Origin of the sequence: Synechococcus sp. YX-04-1, assembly GCF_030546365.1 — a bacterium.
Lineage (GTDB): Bacteria > Cyanobacteriota > Cyanobacteriia > PCC-6307 > Cyanobiaceae > Parasynechococcus.
The window spans coordinates 1-17,754 of sequence record NZ_JAUONZ010000010.1 but is presented as its reverse complement, the minus strand read 5'-3'; the positions used below and the strand labels follow the sequence as shown (position 1 = coordinate 17,754).

The window sequence follows — 17,754 nt, the reverse complement described above, 5'->3', positions numbered from 1 at the left end:
ATCCTAATGAGCTAATGCCGTTTCCGAGCCATGGCGGATTCCACCCTCACCCTCAAGCAGCGTCTTGCCGGGCGCAGCCTTTATCTGGTGGGAATGATGGGCAGCGGTAAGACGAGCACTGGCCGCCCCCTGGCCGAACGCCTGGGCTACGGCTTTGTGGATGCCGATGCCGTGATCGAACAGGCGGCGGGCTGCGGCATTCCAGAGATCTTTGATCGGGATGGCGAAGCAGGCTTCCGCAGCCTGGAAAGCCAGGTGCTCAGTGCCATCAGTCAGCGCCACTCCCTGGTGGTGGCCACCGGCGGCGGTGTGGTGACCCAGCCGGAGAACTGGGGATTGCTGCACAGCGGCATCGTGATTTGGCTCGATGTGGTTCCCGATCAGTTGCTGCAACGGCTGAACGCCGACAGCACGGAGCGCCCTCTACTGCAGACCGCTGATCCTGAGGCGGCTCTCAACGCGCTGTTGAACGAGCGCCGTCCCCTCTATGCCGAAGCCGATCTAACGGTGGTGATCAACGAGGAAACTCCAGAGACCGTGGCTGACGGGATCCTGCAACTGCTGCCAAGCCTGCTGAAGGATCCGACCCAACGCCGAACCGACTGAACTCATGCAGTTGGCGGCTCCAACCGCACCGCAAACCACTGCACAGTCAACCCGGGGCTGATCTCCAAATCACAGGCCGTATCGATCAAACGCTGCGCCGCAGATTCCACATCGGGTTGATCCGCCAGATCGGCCGGCAACTGATCAAGGCTGCGCAACCAACTGCTCAGCCATGTCAACGTGTCGGCAGCGCTCAGCAGCTGCTCCGGCTTGCCGGGCTCCAGCACCACAAAGTCATCAAGGGCACGGATCAGAGGATCAGACATGGAACGGCGGTTATGGATGCTGCTGATCGGCCTCACCATCCTGCTCAGTGGCGGGCCCGCCTGGGCTCAGGGAAGCCTTGAACAGAGGTTGAACAGTTGGCCCGACTGGAGCCTGCCGGCACCATTGCCGCGGCCATCGAATCGAGACGACCTGATCTATCCCGACTGGTTTACTGGGTTGTGGCAGGTGGAGAGCGTTGATCTCGATGCCCCAGACGATCCACCGCTGCTGCATCAAGCACGGTTCCAAGCCGACCGGCGCGGTCGACTGATCGGCGATCGCAGCTTCAATGCCATGGCCATCGGTCGTGCCCTGCTCGGGGAGCAGCTGCTGGGGGTCGAAGAAGACCCCGACTCCGCCAACCGCCAAGTCGCGCGACTCAAAGGCGATCTCTATCTCGAAACCACGGTGACGGGCCGCCGCCAGGAGAGCACTAGCGCCAACACCTTCCTGGCCGATGAATTGGTGCTGCAGATCCTGCATGCCCCCGGCCCGCCGCGGCTGAGCCGGATCGAAACCCTGAGCCGATACAAACGCTGCGGCGAGGACATCTGCGCCGAACAATGGCAAGGACGCTATGCCTCACCGGGTGAGAGTCTCCGGGATCAGGCCATCGCCCAGCACCACTACCAATTGCGCTTCACACCTCTTCCAGAGTCCGCTCCATCAATTTGAGTTCGATCTGGTCCCGCCACTGGAACAGCGGCTGCAGCTTGGGGTGATCGCTCAGCCCAGGTACCCCCCTGCCTGCCAGGGCTGAGCCTGCAGAGGAGGGGAAGCGAAGCAGCGACAACTGAGCGGCGACGGCGATATCGGCCAAGGTCATGCTGTCGCCCACCAACCAGGGGCTGGCCTGAACGGATGTGGCGAGCTGCTCCAGGCTGGCCAGCAGCTCGGTGCGCTCCTTCTGGTTGACCAGTTCGGTGATGTTGCTGACCCAACCGCCGGGGATCACACCCATCACCGAACGCACGGGGTCGGGCAGATCGTCAGCCAGCAGAGCAACCCGCAGCTCAGGATCGAGCGCCGCGGCCTGCACCAGAGAGGAGCGGCCCGCCATCGCCAGGGTGGTGTCGGCCCAATCCTCCAGCAGATGCACCTGGGCGGCCTGGCGCGGATCGACAGGAATCAGGGCAGGGTCCGGCTCCCGTTGATCCAGATGCAGCGCAATGGCGCTGGAGTCGGCAATCACCTGATCGCCATCAACCAACACGGGAACCTGCCGTTGGCCGGACAGCCGGAACACGGCCACCTGGCCGACGCCGGGGGTCACCTCCACGGTGCGGAAACTCAGCCCCTTGGCCTGCAACACCATCCGCACCTTGAGACAAAACGCGGAATGGCGGAATTGATGCAGCTCCAACATGTCCAAAACAGCCATGGGCCCGGCAGAGTAGCCAGCAGATTTGCGAGTACGCCGGAACCATGCGGGAGTTTTTCCTCAACGTCTCCCGTTACCCCCGTTATCTGGTGGCCTTCACCCTCGGGGTGATGAACTCCGTCGCCGAACCCCTGGCCGCACGCCGGAGCAATCCCGTCACGGCCGTGGCCTTGATCGGCGCCTTGATCAGCGGCGGAATCAGCCTCACCTTGGTGCTGCGTGCCATGGTGAATTCAGCACCGATGGCGTGATGGCACAGGGGCGTCGAGTGGAGCGGGTGGCCGCCCTGATCCGCAAAGAAGTCAGCGAACTGTTGATCAACGGCATCCGGGATGAACGGGTGCACCAGGGCATGGTGAGCATCACCGAAGTGGAGGTGTCCGGCGATCTGCAGCACTGCAAGATCTTCGTGAGCGTGTTTGGGGAAGCTCAGGAGCGCGACCAGGTACTCGAGGGGCTTCAGGCCGCCAGCGGCTACCTGCGGGGAGAACTGGGGCGGCGGCTGCAGATGCGCCGCGCCCCCGAAGTGGTGTTCCAGCTGGACCGTGGCCTGGAACGCGGCACCTCCGTGCTGGGACTGCTGAATCGCCTCGAGGACGAACGGCAGCAGCGAGGCGAGATTCCAGCGAGCAGCGATGAAGAGATCGGCAGCGATGAACAGCCGGCCGGCTGACAATCTCATGAATGACAGCCTGCGGCGCCGGGTGGCAGAACTGCTGGTGCTGCGGGCCAGTGGCCATCAAAGCGACCAGCAGCGCCGCTACCCGCAGTGGGAGCTGCCGAACAGCGAACTGCAACGTCTGCTGCAGGAGGGTGTTGGCGGCGTGATCCTGCTGGGGGGCAGCGCCGTGGAACTGCAGCAACGCACCCAGCAACTGCAGGGCTGGAGTAACCAGCGATTGCTGTTCTGCGCCGACGTTGAAGAGGGCGTGGGCCAGCGCTTCGAAGGAGCCAGCTGGCTGGTGCCGCCCCTGGCACTTGGTCGTCTCCACCAGCGGGACCCCGAGTTGGCCTTGAATTTGAGTGAGCGCTATGGCCGCTGCACCGGCGAACAGGCCCGTCGCTGTGGCCTGAACTGGGTGCTGGGCCCGGTTTGCGACGTCAACAACAACCCCGCCAACCCGGTGATCAACGTGCGGGCCTGGGGTGAAGATCCCAGCAGTGCCAGCGCCCTGACAGTGGCCTTCCTGGGGGGACTGAAGCAAGCGGGTGTTCTCGGATGCGCCAAGCACTTTCCCGGCCACGGCGACACCACCAGCGACTCCCATCTGGACCTACCGGTGCTGCCCCACAGCCGCGAGCGGCTAGATCAGATCGAACTGCCGCCTTTTCGTGCCGCCATTGCCGCCGGTGTGGACAGCGTGATGACGGCCCATCTGGTGCTGCCGGAATTGGATCCGCAGCAACCGGCCACCCTCTCCAAAACCGTGCTCACCGATCTGCTGCGGCGCCAGATGGGGTTCAACGGGCTGGTGGTGACCGATGCCCTGGTGATGGAAGCGATCAGCGCACGGCACGGCGCCGCCGAAGCAGCTGTGCTGGCCTTTGAAGCCGGGGCCGACCTGATTCTGATGCCGGCGGATGCGGATGCCGCCATCGATGGTCTCTGCGACGGTTTCAGCCGCGGACGGCTGTCCCTCGCGAGGTTGGACGAGAGCCTGCAGCGCCGGGCTCATGCGCTGGCATCGATCCCAACCAGCACACCTTCAGGTCCGATCGTTACCGCAGCAGAGCAAGCCCTTGAGGCTGAGCTGGTGCGTCACAGCATCACGGTCAGCGGTACAGCGGTTCACCCGGAAGCAGGAATCAACCTGGTGCGCGTGGATGCAATGGTGCCCAGCGCAGCCGCCCTCAGCGGCTGGTCACCGGCCCTGCGCATCCCTGAAGCCGAGGGATTTCGCTCGGTGGTGCTGCATGGCGAGGGCCTGTCGCCCTGGAGCGGCCAGCCGGAGGCCCCCCTGGCGCTGGACCGCCTCGGCGATGGAGCGGTGCTGCTGCAGCTGTTTCTGCGGGGCAACCCCTTCCGCGCCGGGCGAGATGCCCAAGAACCCTGGGCCGCAGCGATCCAACAACTGATCGCCCTCAACCGCCTGGCGGGAGTGGTGATCTACGGCAGCCCTTACCTCTGGGACAGCCTGCAGCCGCTTCTGCCCAGCGGCTGCCCTGCCGCCTATTCCGCCGGCCAGATGCAGGAAGCCCAACGCCAGGTACTCACAGCGCTGTGCCCCACCACTACGCCAACTGGCAACAGCGGTGCATTCACCGACTGACCACCGCCAAGCAACCGCACTGGCCAACCGCATCTAATCTCGCGCCAACCTCAAGCCGCCCGGCCATGCTCAGCCTCTCGATGATCGTGCGCGACGAAGAGGCGCGTCTCGGAGAGTGTCTGCGCTCCGTGCAGGGCTTCGCCGACGAGATGGTGGTGGTGGACACCGGCTCCACCGATGCCACGGTGGCCATTGCCGAGGCTGCTGGAGCAAGGGTTGAACAGATCACCTGGCCGGGTGACTTCGCTCCAGCCCGCAACGAGGCCCTGGAATTTCTCAACGGTGACTGGGTGCTGGTGCTGGACGCGGACGAGCAGCTGCGTGCTGAGGCCATCCCCGCACTCAAAGCCCTGATGGCCCAGCCCGATGTGCTGGTGATCAACCTGCTGCGCTACGAAGTCGGGGCCGCCATGGCGCCCTATTCCAGCGTCAGTCGTCTGTTCCGCCGCCACCCCTCGATCCGGTGGAGCCGGCCGTACCACTCGATGATCGACGACAGCGTTCGCACCCTGCTGGAGACGGAACCCCAATGGCGCATCGCCGATTGCAGTGAGCCGGCAATCCTCCATGACGGCTACCGACCTGAGCTGCTGGCCGGCAGCGACAAGGCGGATCGGCTGCGGAAGGCCATGGAAGACGATCTGAGGCACCGTCCCGGTGATCCCTACGCCAGCGCCAAGCTCGGGGGACTGTTGATCAGCGAAGGCAAGACCGAAGACGCCATTCCCTTGCTGCGAAGCGGTCTGAAGCAGTGTGCAACGGCCAGTGCCGAACGCTATGAGCTGCTGCTGCATCTGGGCCTGGCCCTAAGCCCCAGTGATCCCACCCAAGCGGTGAGCTGCTACCGGCAAGCCCTGGAGATCCCCCTGGACACGCGGGTGAGTCTTGGAGCGCGTCTCAACCTGGCAGCCCGACTGATGGAACAGGGGGACCTTGAGGAAGCCATAAGCCTCACCCAAACCGCCGCCCAGCGGGCTCCTGAAGTGGCCCTTGCCTGGTACAACCTGGGGTTGATGCATCGGAGGCGCGGCGACCTCGCTGCGGCCCTGGAGGCCTATGGGCGCGCTCTCACCCTGGATCCCAACAACGCCGAGTGCCATCAGAACAATGCTGTGGCGCAATTGCTGGGCGGCAACATCGACGCCGCTCGCAGCAGCTTCATCCGAGCCATCAACCTGCTTCAGGCTCAAGGAAGCGCCGACGCAGCTGAGCAACTGCGCGAGAAGGTGCGGGGGATCGTGAAGCTGGACGGGGAGGCTGTGGCTTGAGCCATCCCTTGCAGAGCCGAACGGTGATCGTCACCCGCGCGGCCGACCAGCAGGGGGCCGCGAGACAGCTGCTGGAAGAGCGTGGAGCAACGGTGCTGGACCTTCCAGCCCTGGTCATCGGACCACCCGACCACTGGGGGCCCCTAGATGATGCCCTCGAGGACTTGGAGAGCTTTCACTGGCTGGTGTTCTCCAGCGCCAATGGTGTGCAAGCCGTGGAGCAGCGGCTGCAGCGCCTCGGCCGTTGCCTAGCCCGACGCCCCGCCAGCCTCAAGATTGCGGCGGTGGGTCGCAAAACAGCGCAGGTGCTGGACGACCTTGGGGCAGCTGCAGATTTCGTGCCCCCGAGCTTCGTGGCCGACAGCTTGATCGATCACTTCCCAGTCTCGGGCTGGGGCCTCAAGATGCTTTTGCCACGGGTTCAAAGCGGTGGTCGCACCCTGCTGGCGGACGCCTTCGGTGAGGCCGGTGTGCGGGTGGTGGAAGTGGCGGCCTACGAGTCCGGCTGCCCCGCCGCGATGCCGGAGCCAACAGCAGTAGCGCTACAGGAGGGCAGGGTCGATGCCATCGCCTTCAGCAGCGGCAAGACAGCGGAGCACACCGCGCAACTGCTGGAGCAACGCTTCGGCGCTGGCTGGGCTGAACGGTTGGAGGGGGTGAAGGTGATTTCGATCGGGCCCCAGACCAGCCGCAGCTGCCTCCAATGCTTCGGCCGGATGGATGCTGAGGCCAACCCCCACGATCTCGAAGGGTTAGCCGCAGCCTGCGCTCAGGCGATGCAGAAGGGATCCTGAGGCTCATCGTTCAGCGCCAGGCGAATACATCCGCGCGCCACATCGATGCTGAGTACCGACCATCCGGTCGGAAGCAGCACCGGAGCATCCTCGCCGCAGCGGCCATCAGAGCCCATACAGATCACACCGCTACCGGTGGGGGTGGTCACCATGGCTCGTTTCTGGTCTCCCACCAGCAGAACCCCCGTCAGGGTGAGGCCGGTCGTGGGGTCCTGAGCATCCGCAGCCTCCACAACAACCAGAGGGCCAAAGGGATCCGCCCGTCCGCCGGGGGCGGCCTGCTGCACCTCCTCAGCCGAAGGCAGAGGGGTAAGGCCAATCGGTGGAGCCGCCGGCGCTGACGTTTCCGGCAGCGGCGCAGGTTTCACTGGAACCGGTGGCAGCACCGTGGCCGTTGGCGTTTCACCGCCACAGCCACCAACGACCACCAACACGGCAACAGGGGCAAGCCAGCGCTCAGCCGCCTGCTTCCACCAGGTCACGGAAACGGTCAAGGTTCGCCTGGAGCTCCTTGGTCACGATGCCCCCCAGGATGCTGGGTTCCATGAGCGGTGCCAAGACCCCAGGCAATTCGTAGGTCACACTCAGCTTGACCACGGTGCGGTTATCGGCTTCGGGGTAGAAGCGGACAGCCCCTTTGGTGGGCAGCCCCCCCACCGATTCCCAGTGCAATTGCTGAGCTTCGACCCGCTGCGTGATTCGGGCTTTCCAGCTGAAGCGGAAGCCCTGGGCCGCCAAGGTCCAATCGGTGAGATCGGGATCCTCCAGGGGCTTAACCGATTCAATCCATCGCATCCAACGCGGCATCGCTTCGAGATCACTCCAGACCTCCCAGACCTTGGCGGCCGGTGCCTGCACCTCGGAGGTGACCGTGTGTTCGAGCCAGCGTCCCATCAGGCCACCGCCGCGTTGGTCGCCAGCTGCGCAGGCTGATCGAGGATGGCAGCCGCTGCCAGATGACCGCTCATCGTGGCCCCCTCCATCGAATCGATGTAGTCCTGGCGGGTATAGCTGCCGGCCAGGAAGAAATTACGGATCGGCGTGCGCTGCTCCGGGCGGTAGGGCTCCATGCCCGGGGCTTCTCTGTACAACGACTGAGCCAGTTTCACCACGTTGCTCCAGGTGAGCTTGAGGTTGCGAGCCGAGGGGAACAGTTCGCGCACCTGGCGGTCGGTGTGGGCCACGATCTCATCCACCGACTTGGGAATCCAGGGATCACCTGGAGTGAGCACGCATTGGAGCAGGGAGCCTTCTCCCTCCTTGCGGTAATCCTCCGGGCTGGCCAGGGCCAAATCGGCAAAACAGCTGAAATCGGCATCAGCCGTGTACAGCAAGTTGTTGAGCCCCGTGGGTATTGCCACATCCCGGCGCTGGGCTTCCTGGGCATCGCCCAGCTCAGTCACCCAGCCGTCATAGCGGAGCTGAACGGTGGCCACGGGCACGGCCTCCAACTGATGAATCGCCTTGAACTGGGGGTAACGGTTCCAGGCCTCGGGCAGCAGTTTCTGAATCCCGGGAACATCACAGGCGGCCAGGTAGGCGTCAGCCTCAACACGGATGTCACCTTCGGGCGTTCCCAGCTGCAGGCCTGTGATCTCTGGGGATTCACCCTCGCTGTAGTCCACCTGCTTCACCCGGTGACGCAGATGCAACTTGCCTCCACGCTGCTGGATGTAGTCGAAGATCGGACCCGTCAGCCAGCGATGGGGTGATCCCTTCAGCAGATTGAGCTTGGAGGCTTCCGTCTTGGCCGCAAACATCATGAAGATGGTGAGCATGCAGCGGGCGGAGATGGCCTCGCAGTCGATGAAGCCCAGGGCATAGGCAATTGGATTCCACATCCGCCGGATGCTTTCGGGGCTGCCGCCATGGCCCACAAACCAGTCCTGGAAACTGACGGAGTCAAGGGCTCGGATGGTACGCATCGCCCCCTCGTAATCCACCAGACCCCGCACGATCGGACTGGTACCCAAGGCCAGGGCATTGCGCAGCTTGTCGATCCAGCTGAGCTGCGGTGTGGTGAAGAACGCCTTGAGGCCGTTGAAAGGTGCACCGATGGGGAAGCGGAAATCCAGCTCCCGCAGATCACCCCCCTTGTTCACGAACAGGTGCGTGTGCTGCTTCGGCAGAAGGTTCTCGAACGCTCCCACCTTGCGCATCAGGGCAAAGAGGTTGGCGTAGTTGAAAAAGAAGACGTGCAACCCCATCTCGATGTGGTTACCTCCCTCATCCACCCAGCTGCCCACCTTGCCGCCCATGAAGGGGCGGGCTTCGTAGAGATTCACCTCATGGCCTGCATCCACGAGGTCAACTGCAGCGGAGAGGCCGGCGAGGCCGGAACCAACGATCGCGACCCGCACAAGATCTGAACAACTAAGGCGACTCTATGTACGAGCGTTCATAGAGTGAGAGCACGAGCCTGCGTCGACCATGACTTCTACCCCCGATACCGCGCCGGCCCATACCGCCAAAGACGGCAAGGGCATCCTGATCACTGAACCGGCGATGCAGCAGCTGGCGAAGTTGTGTGGCGAACAGGGTGAGAACCAAGTGCTGCGCGTCGGGGTCCGCTCCGGGGGCTGCAGTGGCATGAGTTACACGATGGATTTCGTGCCCGCCTCAGACACCCTCGACGACGACGAGACCTACGAATACGTGACCGCTGATGGCCAGAACTTCCGGGTGATCTGTGATCCGAAAAGCCTGCTGTACATCTACGGAATGCAGCTGGACTTCAGCACTGCCCTGATCGGTGGTGGCTTCAACTTCACCAACCCCAACGCCAGCCAGACCTGTGGCTGCGGCAGTTCCTTCGCCGTATGAGCGAAGCCGCGTGGGAATCTGAGGGGAGATCACTGCCCTCTCCCTGTTGATGGAGACTTCCCAGGACAGCCTGTTTGAACAGGCCATGGCCCGCTATCAGGCCGGCGCCGCGGCCGAAGAGGTTCTGCCTGATTTCGCCCGCATCGTTGAAGCAGCTCCCCGCCAATCAGCTGGCTGGACCTGCCTGGCCTGGTTGCAGCTGCTTTGCGACCAGGCGGAGGAGGCGCTGCGATCGGCACGTTTCGCCGTGAAACTCAACGGCCAGGACCCCCAAGCAAGGATCAATCTGAGCCTGGCGTTGCTGGAGACCCAATCCAAGGGCGTGCGCGACCACATCCAGGTGGTGCAGCAGGTGATGGCCCTGGCCCCAGAGGTGTCCAGTGAACTCAAGGCCTCGATCGCCGACGGGCTCGAGCGCAAACCCGGCTGGAAAGCCCTCGAAAAAGTGAAAGCCTGGCTTGAGCTGTGATCACAACGGACGCTCTGCCTGCCTGACAGACCCTGCATGACAGCCACCTGGACCATCAACCGCCTGCCGTCCCAGGTTCGCGTGCGGCCTCCATCGGATCGTTCGGATCCGAACACCTGGATGTGGTGAAGAGCACCCCGGCGATGGCACGCATCCTGCTACTCAGCAATGGCCACGGCGAAGACCAGTCAGGCGCGCTGCTGGCCCAGGAGCTGCAGCAGAAAGGGCACAGCGTGCAGGCACTACCCCTCGCTGGGCTTGGCAGCCCCTATCGCAACGCCGGAGTGCGGCTGCTGGGACGCAGCCATGAATTCAGCACCGGCGGCATTGGCTACACCAGTCTTCGCGGTCGCCTCACCGAGATTGTCCAGGGTCAAGTGCTGTATCTGCTCAGACGCCTGATCCGTCTGATCCGCTACCGGCATCACTTTGATCTGATTCTGGTGGTGGGGGATGTGATCCCCGTGATCGCGGCATGGCTCAGCCACCGCCCAGTGGCGACGTACCTGGTCGCCTACTCCAGTCACTACGAAGGGACGCTGCACCTGCCCTGGCCCTGCGCCACTCTGCTGAAAAGTCGCCGGTTCAAAGCGCTTTACAGCCGCGATCAACGCACCGCCGAGGACCTCAGCAGGCAACTGCAAAGGCCGGTGACCTTCCTGGGCAATCCCTTCATGGATTCGGTGCTAACAGCGGCACTCCCCCCGCCCACCAGCACGGCACGCATCGCTCTGTTGCCCGGCAGCCGCCGCCCGGAACTGGAGCAGAACCTGCAACTGCTGCTGCTGCTGATCGAGCTGCTGCCCCGCACAGTTCACTGCAACGTGGATTTGGCCTTGGTGCCCAGCCTCGATGACGACAACTTGCAGCGGCTCAGCGAACGATGCGGTTGGCATTTGGAGAGCGGAGTGCTGAAACGTGAGGGTGCCCGGGCGATCAACGTTTGCCGCGGGAGCTTCAGTGCCGTGCTGCAGCACAGCGACTTGGTGATCGGCATGGCGGGTACCGCCATCGAGCAGGCCGTGGGGCTTGCCAAACCGGTGCTGCAGGTGCCGGGCCAGGGGCCTCAATTCACAGCAGCATTCGCTGAAGCCCAACGGCGCCTGCTGGGCCCCACAGTGTTCTGCGCCCCCGGAGAGAGTGGCAGCCGTGAGGCCTTGAAGGCCACAGCGGAGCTGGCCATGGCTCTGCTGGATCGTGCGCGAAGGGATCCTGGCTTGCAACAGCAATGCCAAGTGGAAGGCAAACGACGCCTCGGAGAAGCGGGTGGAGGCCCGAGAATGGCGGCAGCCATTTGCGCACTGCTTCCATGAGTGCCCCGTCAGAACCGGCCTGGAAACGCTGGCTCGACCGCCTGCTGATGGTGAATGTGCTGCTGGTGTTTATCGGAGCAGGGGTCTTCGCCGTTGCCGTGGTCAGACAGGGCCAAGGCGATGACTGGCTGATGGACCAGGTTCAGGTGTTGTGGCAACCCCTGTTCGCCCCAGCGATCAGCCTGCTGATCATGGCCGCCCTGGTGAGCGGCATCTTCAGCTGGTGGCAGCGGCGAGTGCTGAAGCCAGATCGGGGTAGCGGAAGCTGAAGTTCAGAGCATCAAGCCGCTCCGAAGCAACCTGCTGACCCTCCAGCACCACCTTGGCGCCATCCCCCAGAAGCACCTGGAGCACAGGTCCAGGGACCGGCAGCAGGCTGGGGCGTCCCAGGCTGCGACCCAACTGCTTGCAGAAGGCCGTCATCGACACCGGCTCGGGAGCAACGGCATTGAACACGCCACTCCAGCTCTCGTCCGTGAGGGATTGAAGGATCAGAGCGCAGAGGTCACTGCGATGGATCCAACTCATCCACTGCCGGCCACTGCCGATCGGACCGCCAAACCCTGTGCGGAAAATCGGAAGCATTTTTCCGAGTGCGCCGCCGTCTGCGGCCAGAACAATGCCGATGCGCAAGGTCACCTGCCGAACCGCTGAAGGCACCGCCTCGGCCGCCGCTTCCCAGCGCTGACACAAGCTCGCAAGGAAGTCGTCGCCTGGGTCGCTCGATTCGAGAAAACGCTGGTCCAGGCTGGATCCGTAGAAGCCGATAGCCGAGGCATTCACCAGCACCTTCGGTGGCGTTGCACAAGCCTTAATCGCCTTCACCAACTGAGAGGTTGTCTCCAGACGACTGGTTTCAAGCAGCTGCCGGTGGGTCGGGCTCCAACGTTTTTCGGCAATCGGTTCGCCCGCCAGGTTGACCACCGCATCGGCCTGGTTGAGGGCATCCAACAACCCGGCGTCGGCCCAGGTGCTGGTGCTGGCGGGGTCGAACTGCATCCAGGTCAGTCGCCCATCCGCCCGTTCAGCGTCATAGCCACGGGCCAACCGGCGGCTGACCACCGTGAGCTGATGCCCTGCCTTAAGCAGAAGCGGCAGGAGCTCACGGCCAACAAAACCAGTGCAGCCAAAGAGCAGCAGACGCATGAAAGCGGTGGTGGTGCGGCTGGGAGGCTAAGGGTTTCGTGGGCGATTGGTTTTAGCCTGGTGTCATCACCTTCCCCTGCCATGGCCGAATCCGACGCCGCTGCCCCCGCCAAGGCCAAGCCTGCTGCGCTGCGCAAAGGTGCTTTGGTCAAGGTAAACAAGGCCGCTTACAGCGCCAGTCTTGAGGCCTCTGCCAGCGACCCCACGGCCCCCGCCTACATCTTCGAAGGCCCCGGAGAGCTGCTGGTGGTGAAAGGGGACTACGGCCAGGTGCGCTGGAACCGTCCAGTGCCCGATGTGTGGCTGCGGATGGATCAGCTGGAAGCCTGTTCCTGATCCTGCTCTTGATTGGAGGCGGGCTCCAGGGCCTCCTCCACGGAAGTGACGGCCGCTGGAACTGATGTGATGGCGGCGGGGATGCGCCAAACAGCTCCGGACAGCACGCCGCTGAGATCCCCAAGCGCCGCCAGCACAGGATTCAAAACGCTGGCCCCATCCGCAGCGGCGGCGGCCTGCCAGGGGTTCCAACCCGCCAAGCTGACCACACTGCGGTAAGCCGCTGGCCAGGGGTTATCAGGCAACAGCCGTTGCAGAGCCTGGAACTGCTCTGCTGCCTGCGCCGGGCGGTTTTCCAGCACCGCCAGCAGAGCAAGGGTCCAACGCGGTTGAACAGCATCGGGATCCTGCGCCAAGGCCGCCAAGGCCTCAGAACGCACCGGCTCGCGATAGCTGAAATGGCCATCGAGCATGTGCTCCTGCCCCACCGCAGCGAACACCGGATCCAGCCCCACCGGCCCTGCCGCCAGGCCAGCGGCGAGGTCGGGGAAGCGTTCCGCAAAGGAGGGGCCTGCAATCGGATGCGTCGCGCGGCGGCGCCAGAGGGAATAACTCCCCCCCCGGGGACGCTCGAACTGATTCACCAGCTCGAACACACCGCTGCTGCGCACCGCTTGATCCAGCCGTCGTGCCGCTTTGCGCACCGATCCCTGATTCCCTTCCGCTAACACCACCCATTCCGTCCGTGCCAGCACAGGCTCACGGTCCTGGCGGCTGCCCCCCAGCTGCCGACCAACGGTCTGCCCCCCGTCGCGACGGCCATAGAAGCTGACATTGTGCTGGTTGAGATCGGAGGTGCTGGGCACCACGATCAAGGTGGCGGGAGGGGCGCTGGGGTCTGCACCGCCGGCAGCCTTCACCACCGCTTCCACCGGGCCACGGGGCCGGTCTTCAAAACGATGCAGCTGATGGGCCCAGCCCGCAGGAGCACAGGCCAGCAGACCCGCTCCGAACAGGGGCCACACCAGCCTCGAACGCCTGGCTTCCAACCAATGGCCCCATTGCCACCACCCCCGGGCCAGCAGCAACAACAGGGAGGGGAGCAGGGGAGCGATGTAGCGATCACCTTTGTTCGGACTCAGGGTGGTAAGAACCCAGGCCGCCACCAGATTGATCAGGAGCCAGCGCCAGGACCAGGCGTGATCAGTGGAAGGCTGCTGGCGCTGCCAGCACCAAAGCAGCAGCCCCGACACCCCCACCACCAACAGCACGCTGCCGAGCTGCTCCGGCAACAGGCGCGGATACCACAGCCAACTGGCGAAGCTGAGCACGCCGGGATCCCCTTCACGGGCCGCCGACTCGAACACGGCCCGGTTGGTGCCCCCCAGGCTGGTGATCCAGTTGTGGCGCAACCAGGGGCCAATCAGTACCGCCGTGAGCAGGGGTAAGAGCAGGGCCTGGCGCAACCAGGGACCGCCCCGCCGCAGCGCGATTGCTCCGGCCCAGACACCGGCGGGGACAAGCACCAACAGGGCGCTTTGCTTCACCAGTACCGCTGCCAATGCCGCCACAGTGCATCCCAAGGCCTGCCCCCAACGGCCACCGCTCTCGGGATCGCACCAGACCCCGAGACGCCAGATAGCCAGGCTGCAACTGGCCACCAGGGCCATCTCCAGCACGTAATCCGTGCGCAAATCCAGAAAGGCCGGCGTCAATGCCGCCAAGAGGCAGGCAATCAGGGCCAGGCCATCCCCCTGCAGCCGTCGCCCCCAGCCCGCCATCACCACCAGGAGCAGGCCGTGCCAGAGGCTGAGGCTCCAGGCCGCTTGCTCCGGGGCATCGCCACTCAGCGCCATCACGCTGCCGTTCACCAGCGAGGCCAGGGGCGGAATTTTCGGTGACAGATCCAGCAGCGCCTGCCAACCCTGCCAACCGCCACCGGGCAACAAGCCCAAGGCACGGCCGTGGTCCATGGCGCTGTTGAGGTAGTCGGCCTGATCCCAGGCGGGGACTCCGGTCTGCAACATCCACCAAAGCCGATCCACAAAAGTGGAGAGCACCCAGATCAGGGCAACCGAAGCCCAGAAACGCCAGCGCTGTTTCACACGATCTCCAACCGACGCCGTTCATCCTGGAGCCGCTTGCGTCGCTGCTTGGCCTCCCGCAGCATCTCGCGACCATCGTGGAGATAACCATCCACGTAACCCATGGTGTAGCGCTCCAGTTCGGCCAGAGCGTCCTCAACTTCCGAGAGGCAGTGATACAGGCTCAGGCCGAAACCACGGGCCGAGGCCGGCGTGGGCAACGACTGGAACAGTTGCTTGACTTTTTCCATTCGGCGTCCGCTCGCCTCGAGATAGCTGCAGAACGCCTCCATCAGCTCGTCGTCGTAGGGATCAGCCGACAGTGCCTTGAGTTGCTTGGGAAATGGATTGATCACCTCACCAAGCATGCGGTCGATCGGGGCATAGACCCGCCGCAGCCACTCCCCCAGGGCATCGTCCGCGGCCACAGCACGGTCGTGGGCACGGCTGGCCCTGCGCAGATCCGTCGGCGATGCCGCACGGCCCGGCTTGGGCCGCGTGCGATCAAAGGCCTTACGGCGCTCGGCATCCCCGAGCACTTCCCAGGCGGCATTGAGGGCCAGCATCTCCTGGTCGTCGCCGCCGGCATCGGGATGGTGCTGCTTCACCAGCTGGCGGTAGGCCGCTTTGATCTCAGCGTTGCTTGCGGTGCTGCTGACACCGAGCACGGCATAGGGATCGCTCACAGCTGACCATCCCTCCGGGCGGGAAGCTGCGAAGCGGCACTGAACATCGGGGTGGAGAGGTAACGCTCGCCATAACTAGCCAGCACCACCACCAGCCGTTTGCCCGCCATGGCGGGGTCTTGCCCCACCCGCAGGGCCGCTGCCATGGCCGCTCCACTGCTAATACCGCAGAGCAAACCCTCCTCCCGGGCCAGGCGCCGACCCACCTGCATCGCCTCCTCATCGCTCACCGTAAGGATCAAATCAATCCGATCCAGTTCCAGCACCGCGGGAACAAAACCAGCTCCGATCCCCTGGATGCGATGGGCCCCAGGAGGCTTCCCGGACAGCACGGCACTGGCCTCGGGCTCAACGGCAATCACCTGAAGCTGCGGCTGACGCTCTTTCAGCAGACGGGCGCAGCCGGTGATCGTGCCACCGGTGCCCACCCCCGCCACAAAGGCATCGATCTGGCCCTGGGTATCGCGCCAAATCTCCTCGGCCGTGGTGCGTTCATGCACGGCCGGATTGGCGGGGTTGTCGAACTGCTGAAGCAGATAAGCGTTGGGAATCTCCTCCACCAACTCCTTCGCCAGCGCTATCGCCCCGTTCATGCCCTGGGCACCGTCGGTGAGCTGCAACTCGGCGCCGTAGGCCCGTAGCATCGCTCGACGCTCGGTGCTCATGGTGTCCGGCATGGTGAGAATCAGCCGATAACCCCGGGCCGCCGCCACCATGGCCAAGGCGATTCCGGTGTTGCCGCTGGTGGGCTCCACCAGCACCGTACGGCCGGGAACGATCGTGCCGGCTTGCTCCGCCTCCAGCACCATGGCGCTGGCGATGCGGTCTTTCACCGAGGCGGATGGATTGAAGCTCTCCAACTTGGCCAGGATCTCGGCCTGACAGCCGCAGGCCTGGGGCAGACGGTTCAACCGCACCAGAGGCGTGCCACCGATCAAGGCCGTGATGTCAGGAGCAATGCTCATGGCTGCAGCTTGGCCATAGAACAACCATAAAAAAAGCCCTCCGCAGGGGAGAGCTTGGTGTGTGTGTGTGAGGAAGGTTGTTCTGAAGGCCCAACCGAAGTCGGGCCAATAGATCAGAACTTGAAGGTGGTCTGAACCAGGCCACCGAAGACGCCGAGGGACTTGTAGTCGCCGTTGACGTTCTGGGTGTCGTCACCGAAGGGACGGCTCAGCCAGTACACAGCAGGGGTGATCTGGATGTTGTCGGTGACCTGGAAGCTGTACCAGAGCTCCATGGCGTAACCGCCATCAGCCACGAAGCCGTCCTCGACCTCGTAGACGAACTGGGGCTGACCCACGGCATAACCCAGAGCGTTGCCCTCGAGGAGGACATCGTTCCAGGTCAGACCCACCATCCAGCTGGCCATAGACCGCTTGTTGGTGTTGTCATCCCAAGCATCGTTGCCAGTCAGGTAGGAGCTACCGACGCCAGCACTGATGGAAGGCATCCAGCCAGACTCCTCAGGACGCCAGAAGGCGTGTGCAGACCAGCTGTGGCTATCGGCGTTGGTGCGCTCGCCGTCAGCGACGGTGCAAGGGGTGCCGTACTTACCGCCCTTAGCGAACTCGGTAGCGGTACGGAACTTGGCACCACACTGGCCGTAGCGATAACCGGCGGCCAAGCCCCACTGCTTGTTGCCATAGGCAATCTGAGTGGTGATGTTGCCTTCGGAGTTATCGGTCATGAAGCCACCCGTGTTGGGGTTGCTGTCATTGGCCTCACCGGAGTCGGCAACGTAGTTAGCAGCCACGGTGAAGTAGGGATTGCCCTTCTCCACTTGCTTCTTGTTGGTGTAAATGGCACCGAAGCCACCACCGGTCTCCTTGTTCCAGACGCCGGGGGTACCCAGGGAACCACCGAAGAAATCAAGGATCTTGCTGCCGCCCTTGGCGTAGGCACTGGCCTTATAGCCCATCATCTCAGTGTTCCGGGTCAGGGGACCGACCTGGACAGTGAAGCTGTCGCCGAGGGGGAAGCGGTAGTAGATGCGATCAATCTCGACGATGTTGTCGCCGGGGGCAGCGGTGTCGAGTTTGTTCAGAGCAACGCCGTTGCCATCCCACACACTGGTATCACCCATGTTGCCTGCGCGCAGGCGGGTGTACAGGAGATCCTTGCCGCTGAAGGAGGTCTTCAGGCCAAGACGCAGGTCGTAGCTGAAGGAGAAAGCGCCGTACTCAGCGTTGTAAGCATCACGGGCACCCTTCTCGCCACCGGTGTTGTAGTTGTCACCTTTGGCGCGCGTCGCACCAGCCACCCAGACAGTTTTGGCCTTGAGTTTGGTGGTGGTGGAGAACTGGGTTGCTTCCAGTTCGCCAACGCGGGCCTCGAGGCCGTCAACGCGACCCTTGAGGATGGCCAGCTC

General features: G+C 63.9%; 22 protein-coding genes. 12 read left to right on the top strand and 10 right to left on the bottom strand.

Translation table 11 applies throughout. The features are described 5' to 3' along the window. Positions 1-30: 30 nt before the first annotated feature. Entirely contained in the window at positions 31-606 is a 576-nt protein-coding gene (locus tag Q3Y53_RS12815) for a shikimate kinase (protein ID WP_226426060.1), read from the top strand. 2 nt (positions 607-608) lie between these two features. Here Q3Y53_RS12815 and Q3Y53_RS12810 read toward each other — a convergent pair whose 3' ends face one another. After that, positions 609-872, bottom strand: coding sequence for a chlororespiratory reduction protein 7 (locus tag Q3Y53_RS12810; protein WP_303536731.1), 264 nt, complete (start codon positions 870-872; stop codon positions 609-611). Here Q3Y53_RS12810 and Q3Y53_RS12805 point away from each other — a divergent pair. After that, the gene (locus Q3Y53_RS12805) at positions 871-1,548 is read left to right on the top strand and encodes a DUF6816 family protein (RefSeq protein WP_303536729.1); all 678 of its coding nucleotides are present in this window, start codon (positions 871-873) and stop codon (positions 1,546-1,548) included. The two genes, Q3Y53_RS12810 and Q3Y53_RS12805, sit on opposite strands and share 2 nt — an antisense overlap. Here Q3Y53_RS12805 and Q3Y53_RS12800 read toward each other — a convergent pair. Beyond that, a complete protein-coding gene (locus tag Q3Y53_RS12800; protein WP_303536761.1) occupies positions 1,514-2,239 on the bottom strand; it encodes a glutathione S-transferase family protein in 726 nt (241 codons plus the stop codon). The two genes, Q3Y53_RS12805 and Q3Y53_RS12800, sit on opposite strands and share 35 nt — an antisense overlap. Positions 2,240-2,298: 59 nt before the next feature. Between Q3Y53_RS12800 and Q3Y53_RS12795 the strand changes: the two genes are divergently transcribed. The 5 genes from Q3Y53_RS12795 (at position 2,299) to Q3Y53_RS12775 (ending at position 6,586) form a co-directional block, all read left to right on the top strand. Beyond that, complete coding sequence (locus Q3Y53_RS12795) at positions 2,299-2,505, top strand: DUF751 family protein (protein ID WP_186495423.1); 207 nt, start codon at positions 2,299-2,301, stop codon at positions 2,503-2,505. Then, complete coding sequence (gene rbfA / locus Q3Y53_RS12790; RefSeq protein WP_303536726.1) at positions 2,505-2,927, top strand: 30S ribosome-binding factor RbfA; 423 nt, start codon at positions 2,505-2,507, stop codon at positions 2,925-2,927. Before Q3Y53_RS12795 ends, rbfA begins: the two co-directional genes overlap by 1 nt. Then, a complete protein-coding gene (locus Q3Y53_RS12785) occupies positions 2,908-4,524 on the top strand; it encodes a glycoside hydrolase family 3 N-terminal domain-containing protein (RefSeq protein ID WP_303536724.1) in 1,617 nt (538 codons plus the stop codon). The genes rbfA and Q3Y53_RS12785 overlap by 20 nt, the downstream gene beginning before the upstream one ends. 65 nt (positions 4,525-4,589) lie before the next feature. Further along, positions 4,590-5,792 carry a glycosyltransferase gene (locus Q3Y53_RS12780; protein ID WP_303536722.1) on the top strand — a complete coding sequence of 401 codons (1,203 nt, stop codon included), beginning with the start codon at positions 4,590-4,592 and terminating at the stop codon, positions 5,790-5,792. Further along, the gene (locus Q3Y53_RS12775) at positions 5,789-6,586 is read left to right on the top strand and encodes a uroporphyrinogen-III synthase (RefSeq protein ID WP_226426054.1); all 798 of its coding nucleotides are present in this window, start codon (positions 5,789-5,791) and stop codon (positions 6,584-6,586) included. Before Q3Y53_RS12780 ends, Q3Y53_RS12775 begins: the two co-directional genes overlap by 4 nt. Here Q3Y53_RS12775 and Q3Y53_RS12770 read toward each other — a convergent pair. Genes Q3Y53_RS12770 through zds form a run of 3 tightly spaced genes read right to left on the bottom strand, consistent with a single transcriptional unit; the run spans position 6,562 to position 8,946 of the window. Beyond that, a complete protein-coding gene (locus tag Q3Y53_RS12770; RefSeq protein WP_303536719.1) occupies positions 6,562-7,068 on the bottom strand; it encodes a hypothetical protein in 507 nt (168 codons plus the stop codon). The genes Q3Y53_RS12775 and Q3Y53_RS12770 overlap by 25 nt on opposite strands. Then, positions 7,043-7,480: an SRPBCC family protein gene (locus Q3Y53_RS12765; protein WP_303536717.1), complete on the bottom strand. Its 438-nt coding sequence runs from the start codon at positions 7,478-7,480 to the stop codon at positions 7,043-7,045. Before Q3Y53_RS12765 ends, Q3Y53_RS12770 begins: the two co-directional genes overlap by 26 nt. Further along, positions 7,480-8,946 carry a 9,9'-di-cis-zeta-carotene desaturase gene (zds, locus tag Q3Y53_RS12760; protein ID WP_303536715.1) on the bottom strand — a complete coding sequence of 489 codons (1,467 nt, stop codon included), beginning with the start codon at positions 8,944-8,946 and terminating at the stop codon, positions 7,480-7,482. Before zds ends, Q3Y53_RS12765 begins: the two co-directional genes overlap by 1 nt. 70 nt (positions 8,947-9,016) lie before the next feature. Here zds and Q3Y53_RS12755 point away from each other — a divergent pair, with 70 nt between their 5' ends. The 4 genes from Q3Y53_RS12755 to Q3Y53_RS12740 all read left to right on the top strand — a co-directional run bounded on the left by Q3Y53_RS12755 (position 9,017) and on the right by Q3Y53_RS12740 (position 11,460). Beyond that, positions 9,017-9,409 carry an iron-sulfur cluster assembly accessory protein gene (locus Q3Y53_RS12755; protein ID WP_303536713.1) on the top strand — a complete coding sequence of 131 codons (393 nt, stop codon included), beginning with the start codon at positions 9,017-9,019 and terminating at the stop codon, positions 9,407-9,409. Between the two features lie 49 nt (positions 9,410-9,458). Next, positions 9,459-9,878 (top strand): hypothetical protein, encoded by a 420-nt coding sequence (locus Q3Y53_RS12750; protein WP_226415129.1) that lies wholly within the window; start codon positions 9,459-9,461, stop codon positions 9,876-9,878. Between the two features lie 143 nt (positions 9,879-10,021). Next, a complete protein-coding gene (locus Q3Y53_RS12745) occupies positions 10,022-11,191 on the top strand; it encodes a lipid-A-disaccharide synthase-related protein (RefSeq protein WP_303536759.1) in 1,170 nt (389 codons plus the stop codon). Further along, a complete protein-coding gene (locus Q3Y53_RS12740) occupies positions 11,188-11,460 on the top strand; it encodes a hypothetical protein (protein ID WP_226402905.1) in 273 nt (90 codons plus the stop codon). The genes Q3Y53_RS12745 and Q3Y53_RS12740 overlap by 4 nt, the downstream gene beginning before the upstream one ends. Here the strand turns inward: Q3Y53_RS12740 and Q3Y53_RS12735 are convergent. Continuing rightward, complete coding sequence (locus tag Q3Y53_RS12735; protein WP_303536708.1) at positions 11,408-12,337, bottom strand: TIGR01777 family oxidoreductase; 930 nt, start codon at positions 12,335-12,337, stop codon at positions 11,408-11,410. The two genes, Q3Y53_RS12740 and Q3Y53_RS12735, sit on opposite strands and share 53 nt — an antisense overlap. An 81-nt stretch (positions 12,338-12,418) precedes the next feature. Here Q3Y53_RS12735 and Q3Y53_RS12730 point away from each other — a divergent pair, with 81 nt between their 5' ends. Then, positions 12,419-12,673 (top strand): NAD(P)H-quinone oxidoreductase subunit O, encoded by a 255-nt coding sequence (locus Q3Y53_RS12730; RefSeq protein ID WP_226426048.1) that lies wholly within the window; start codon positions 12,419-12,421, stop codon positions 12,671-12,673. Here the strand turns inward: Q3Y53_RS12730 and Q3Y53_RS12725 are convergent. From Q3Y53_RS12725 to Q3Y53_RS12710, 4 genes are all read right to left on the bottom strand, one after another. Beyond that, the gene (locus Q3Y53_RS12725; RefSeq protein WP_226426047.1) at positions 12,652-14,718 is read right to left on the bottom strand and encodes a glycosyltransferase family 39 protein; all 2,067 of its coding nucleotides are present in this window, start codon (positions 14,716-14,718) and stop codon (positions 12,652-12,654) included. The genes Q3Y53_RS12730 and Q3Y53_RS12725 overlap by 22 nt on opposite strands. Then, positions 14,715-15,383: a J domain-containing protein gene (locus Q3Y53_RS12720; RefSeq protein WP_226426046.1), complete on the bottom strand. Its 669-nt coding sequence runs from the start codon at positions 15,381-15,383 to the stop codon at positions 14,715-14,717. The genes Q3Y53_RS12725 and Q3Y53_RS12720 overlap by 4 nt, the downstream gene beginning before the upstream one ends. Continuing rightward, positions 15,380-16,348 (bottom strand): cysteine synthase A, encoded by a 969-nt coding sequence (gene cysK, locus Q3Y53_RS12715; protein WP_226426045.1) that lies wholly within the window; start codon positions 16,346-16,348, stop codon positions 15,380-15,382. The genes Q3Y53_RS12720 and cysK overlap by 4 nt, the downstream gene beginning before the upstream one ends. A 113-nt stretch (positions 16,349-16,461) precedes the next feature. Next, positions 16,462-17,754, bottom strand: a 1,293-nt coding sequence (locus Q3Y53_RS12710; RefSeq protein WP_303536704.1) for an iron uptake porin, incomplete at its 5' end; no start/stop codon positions are given.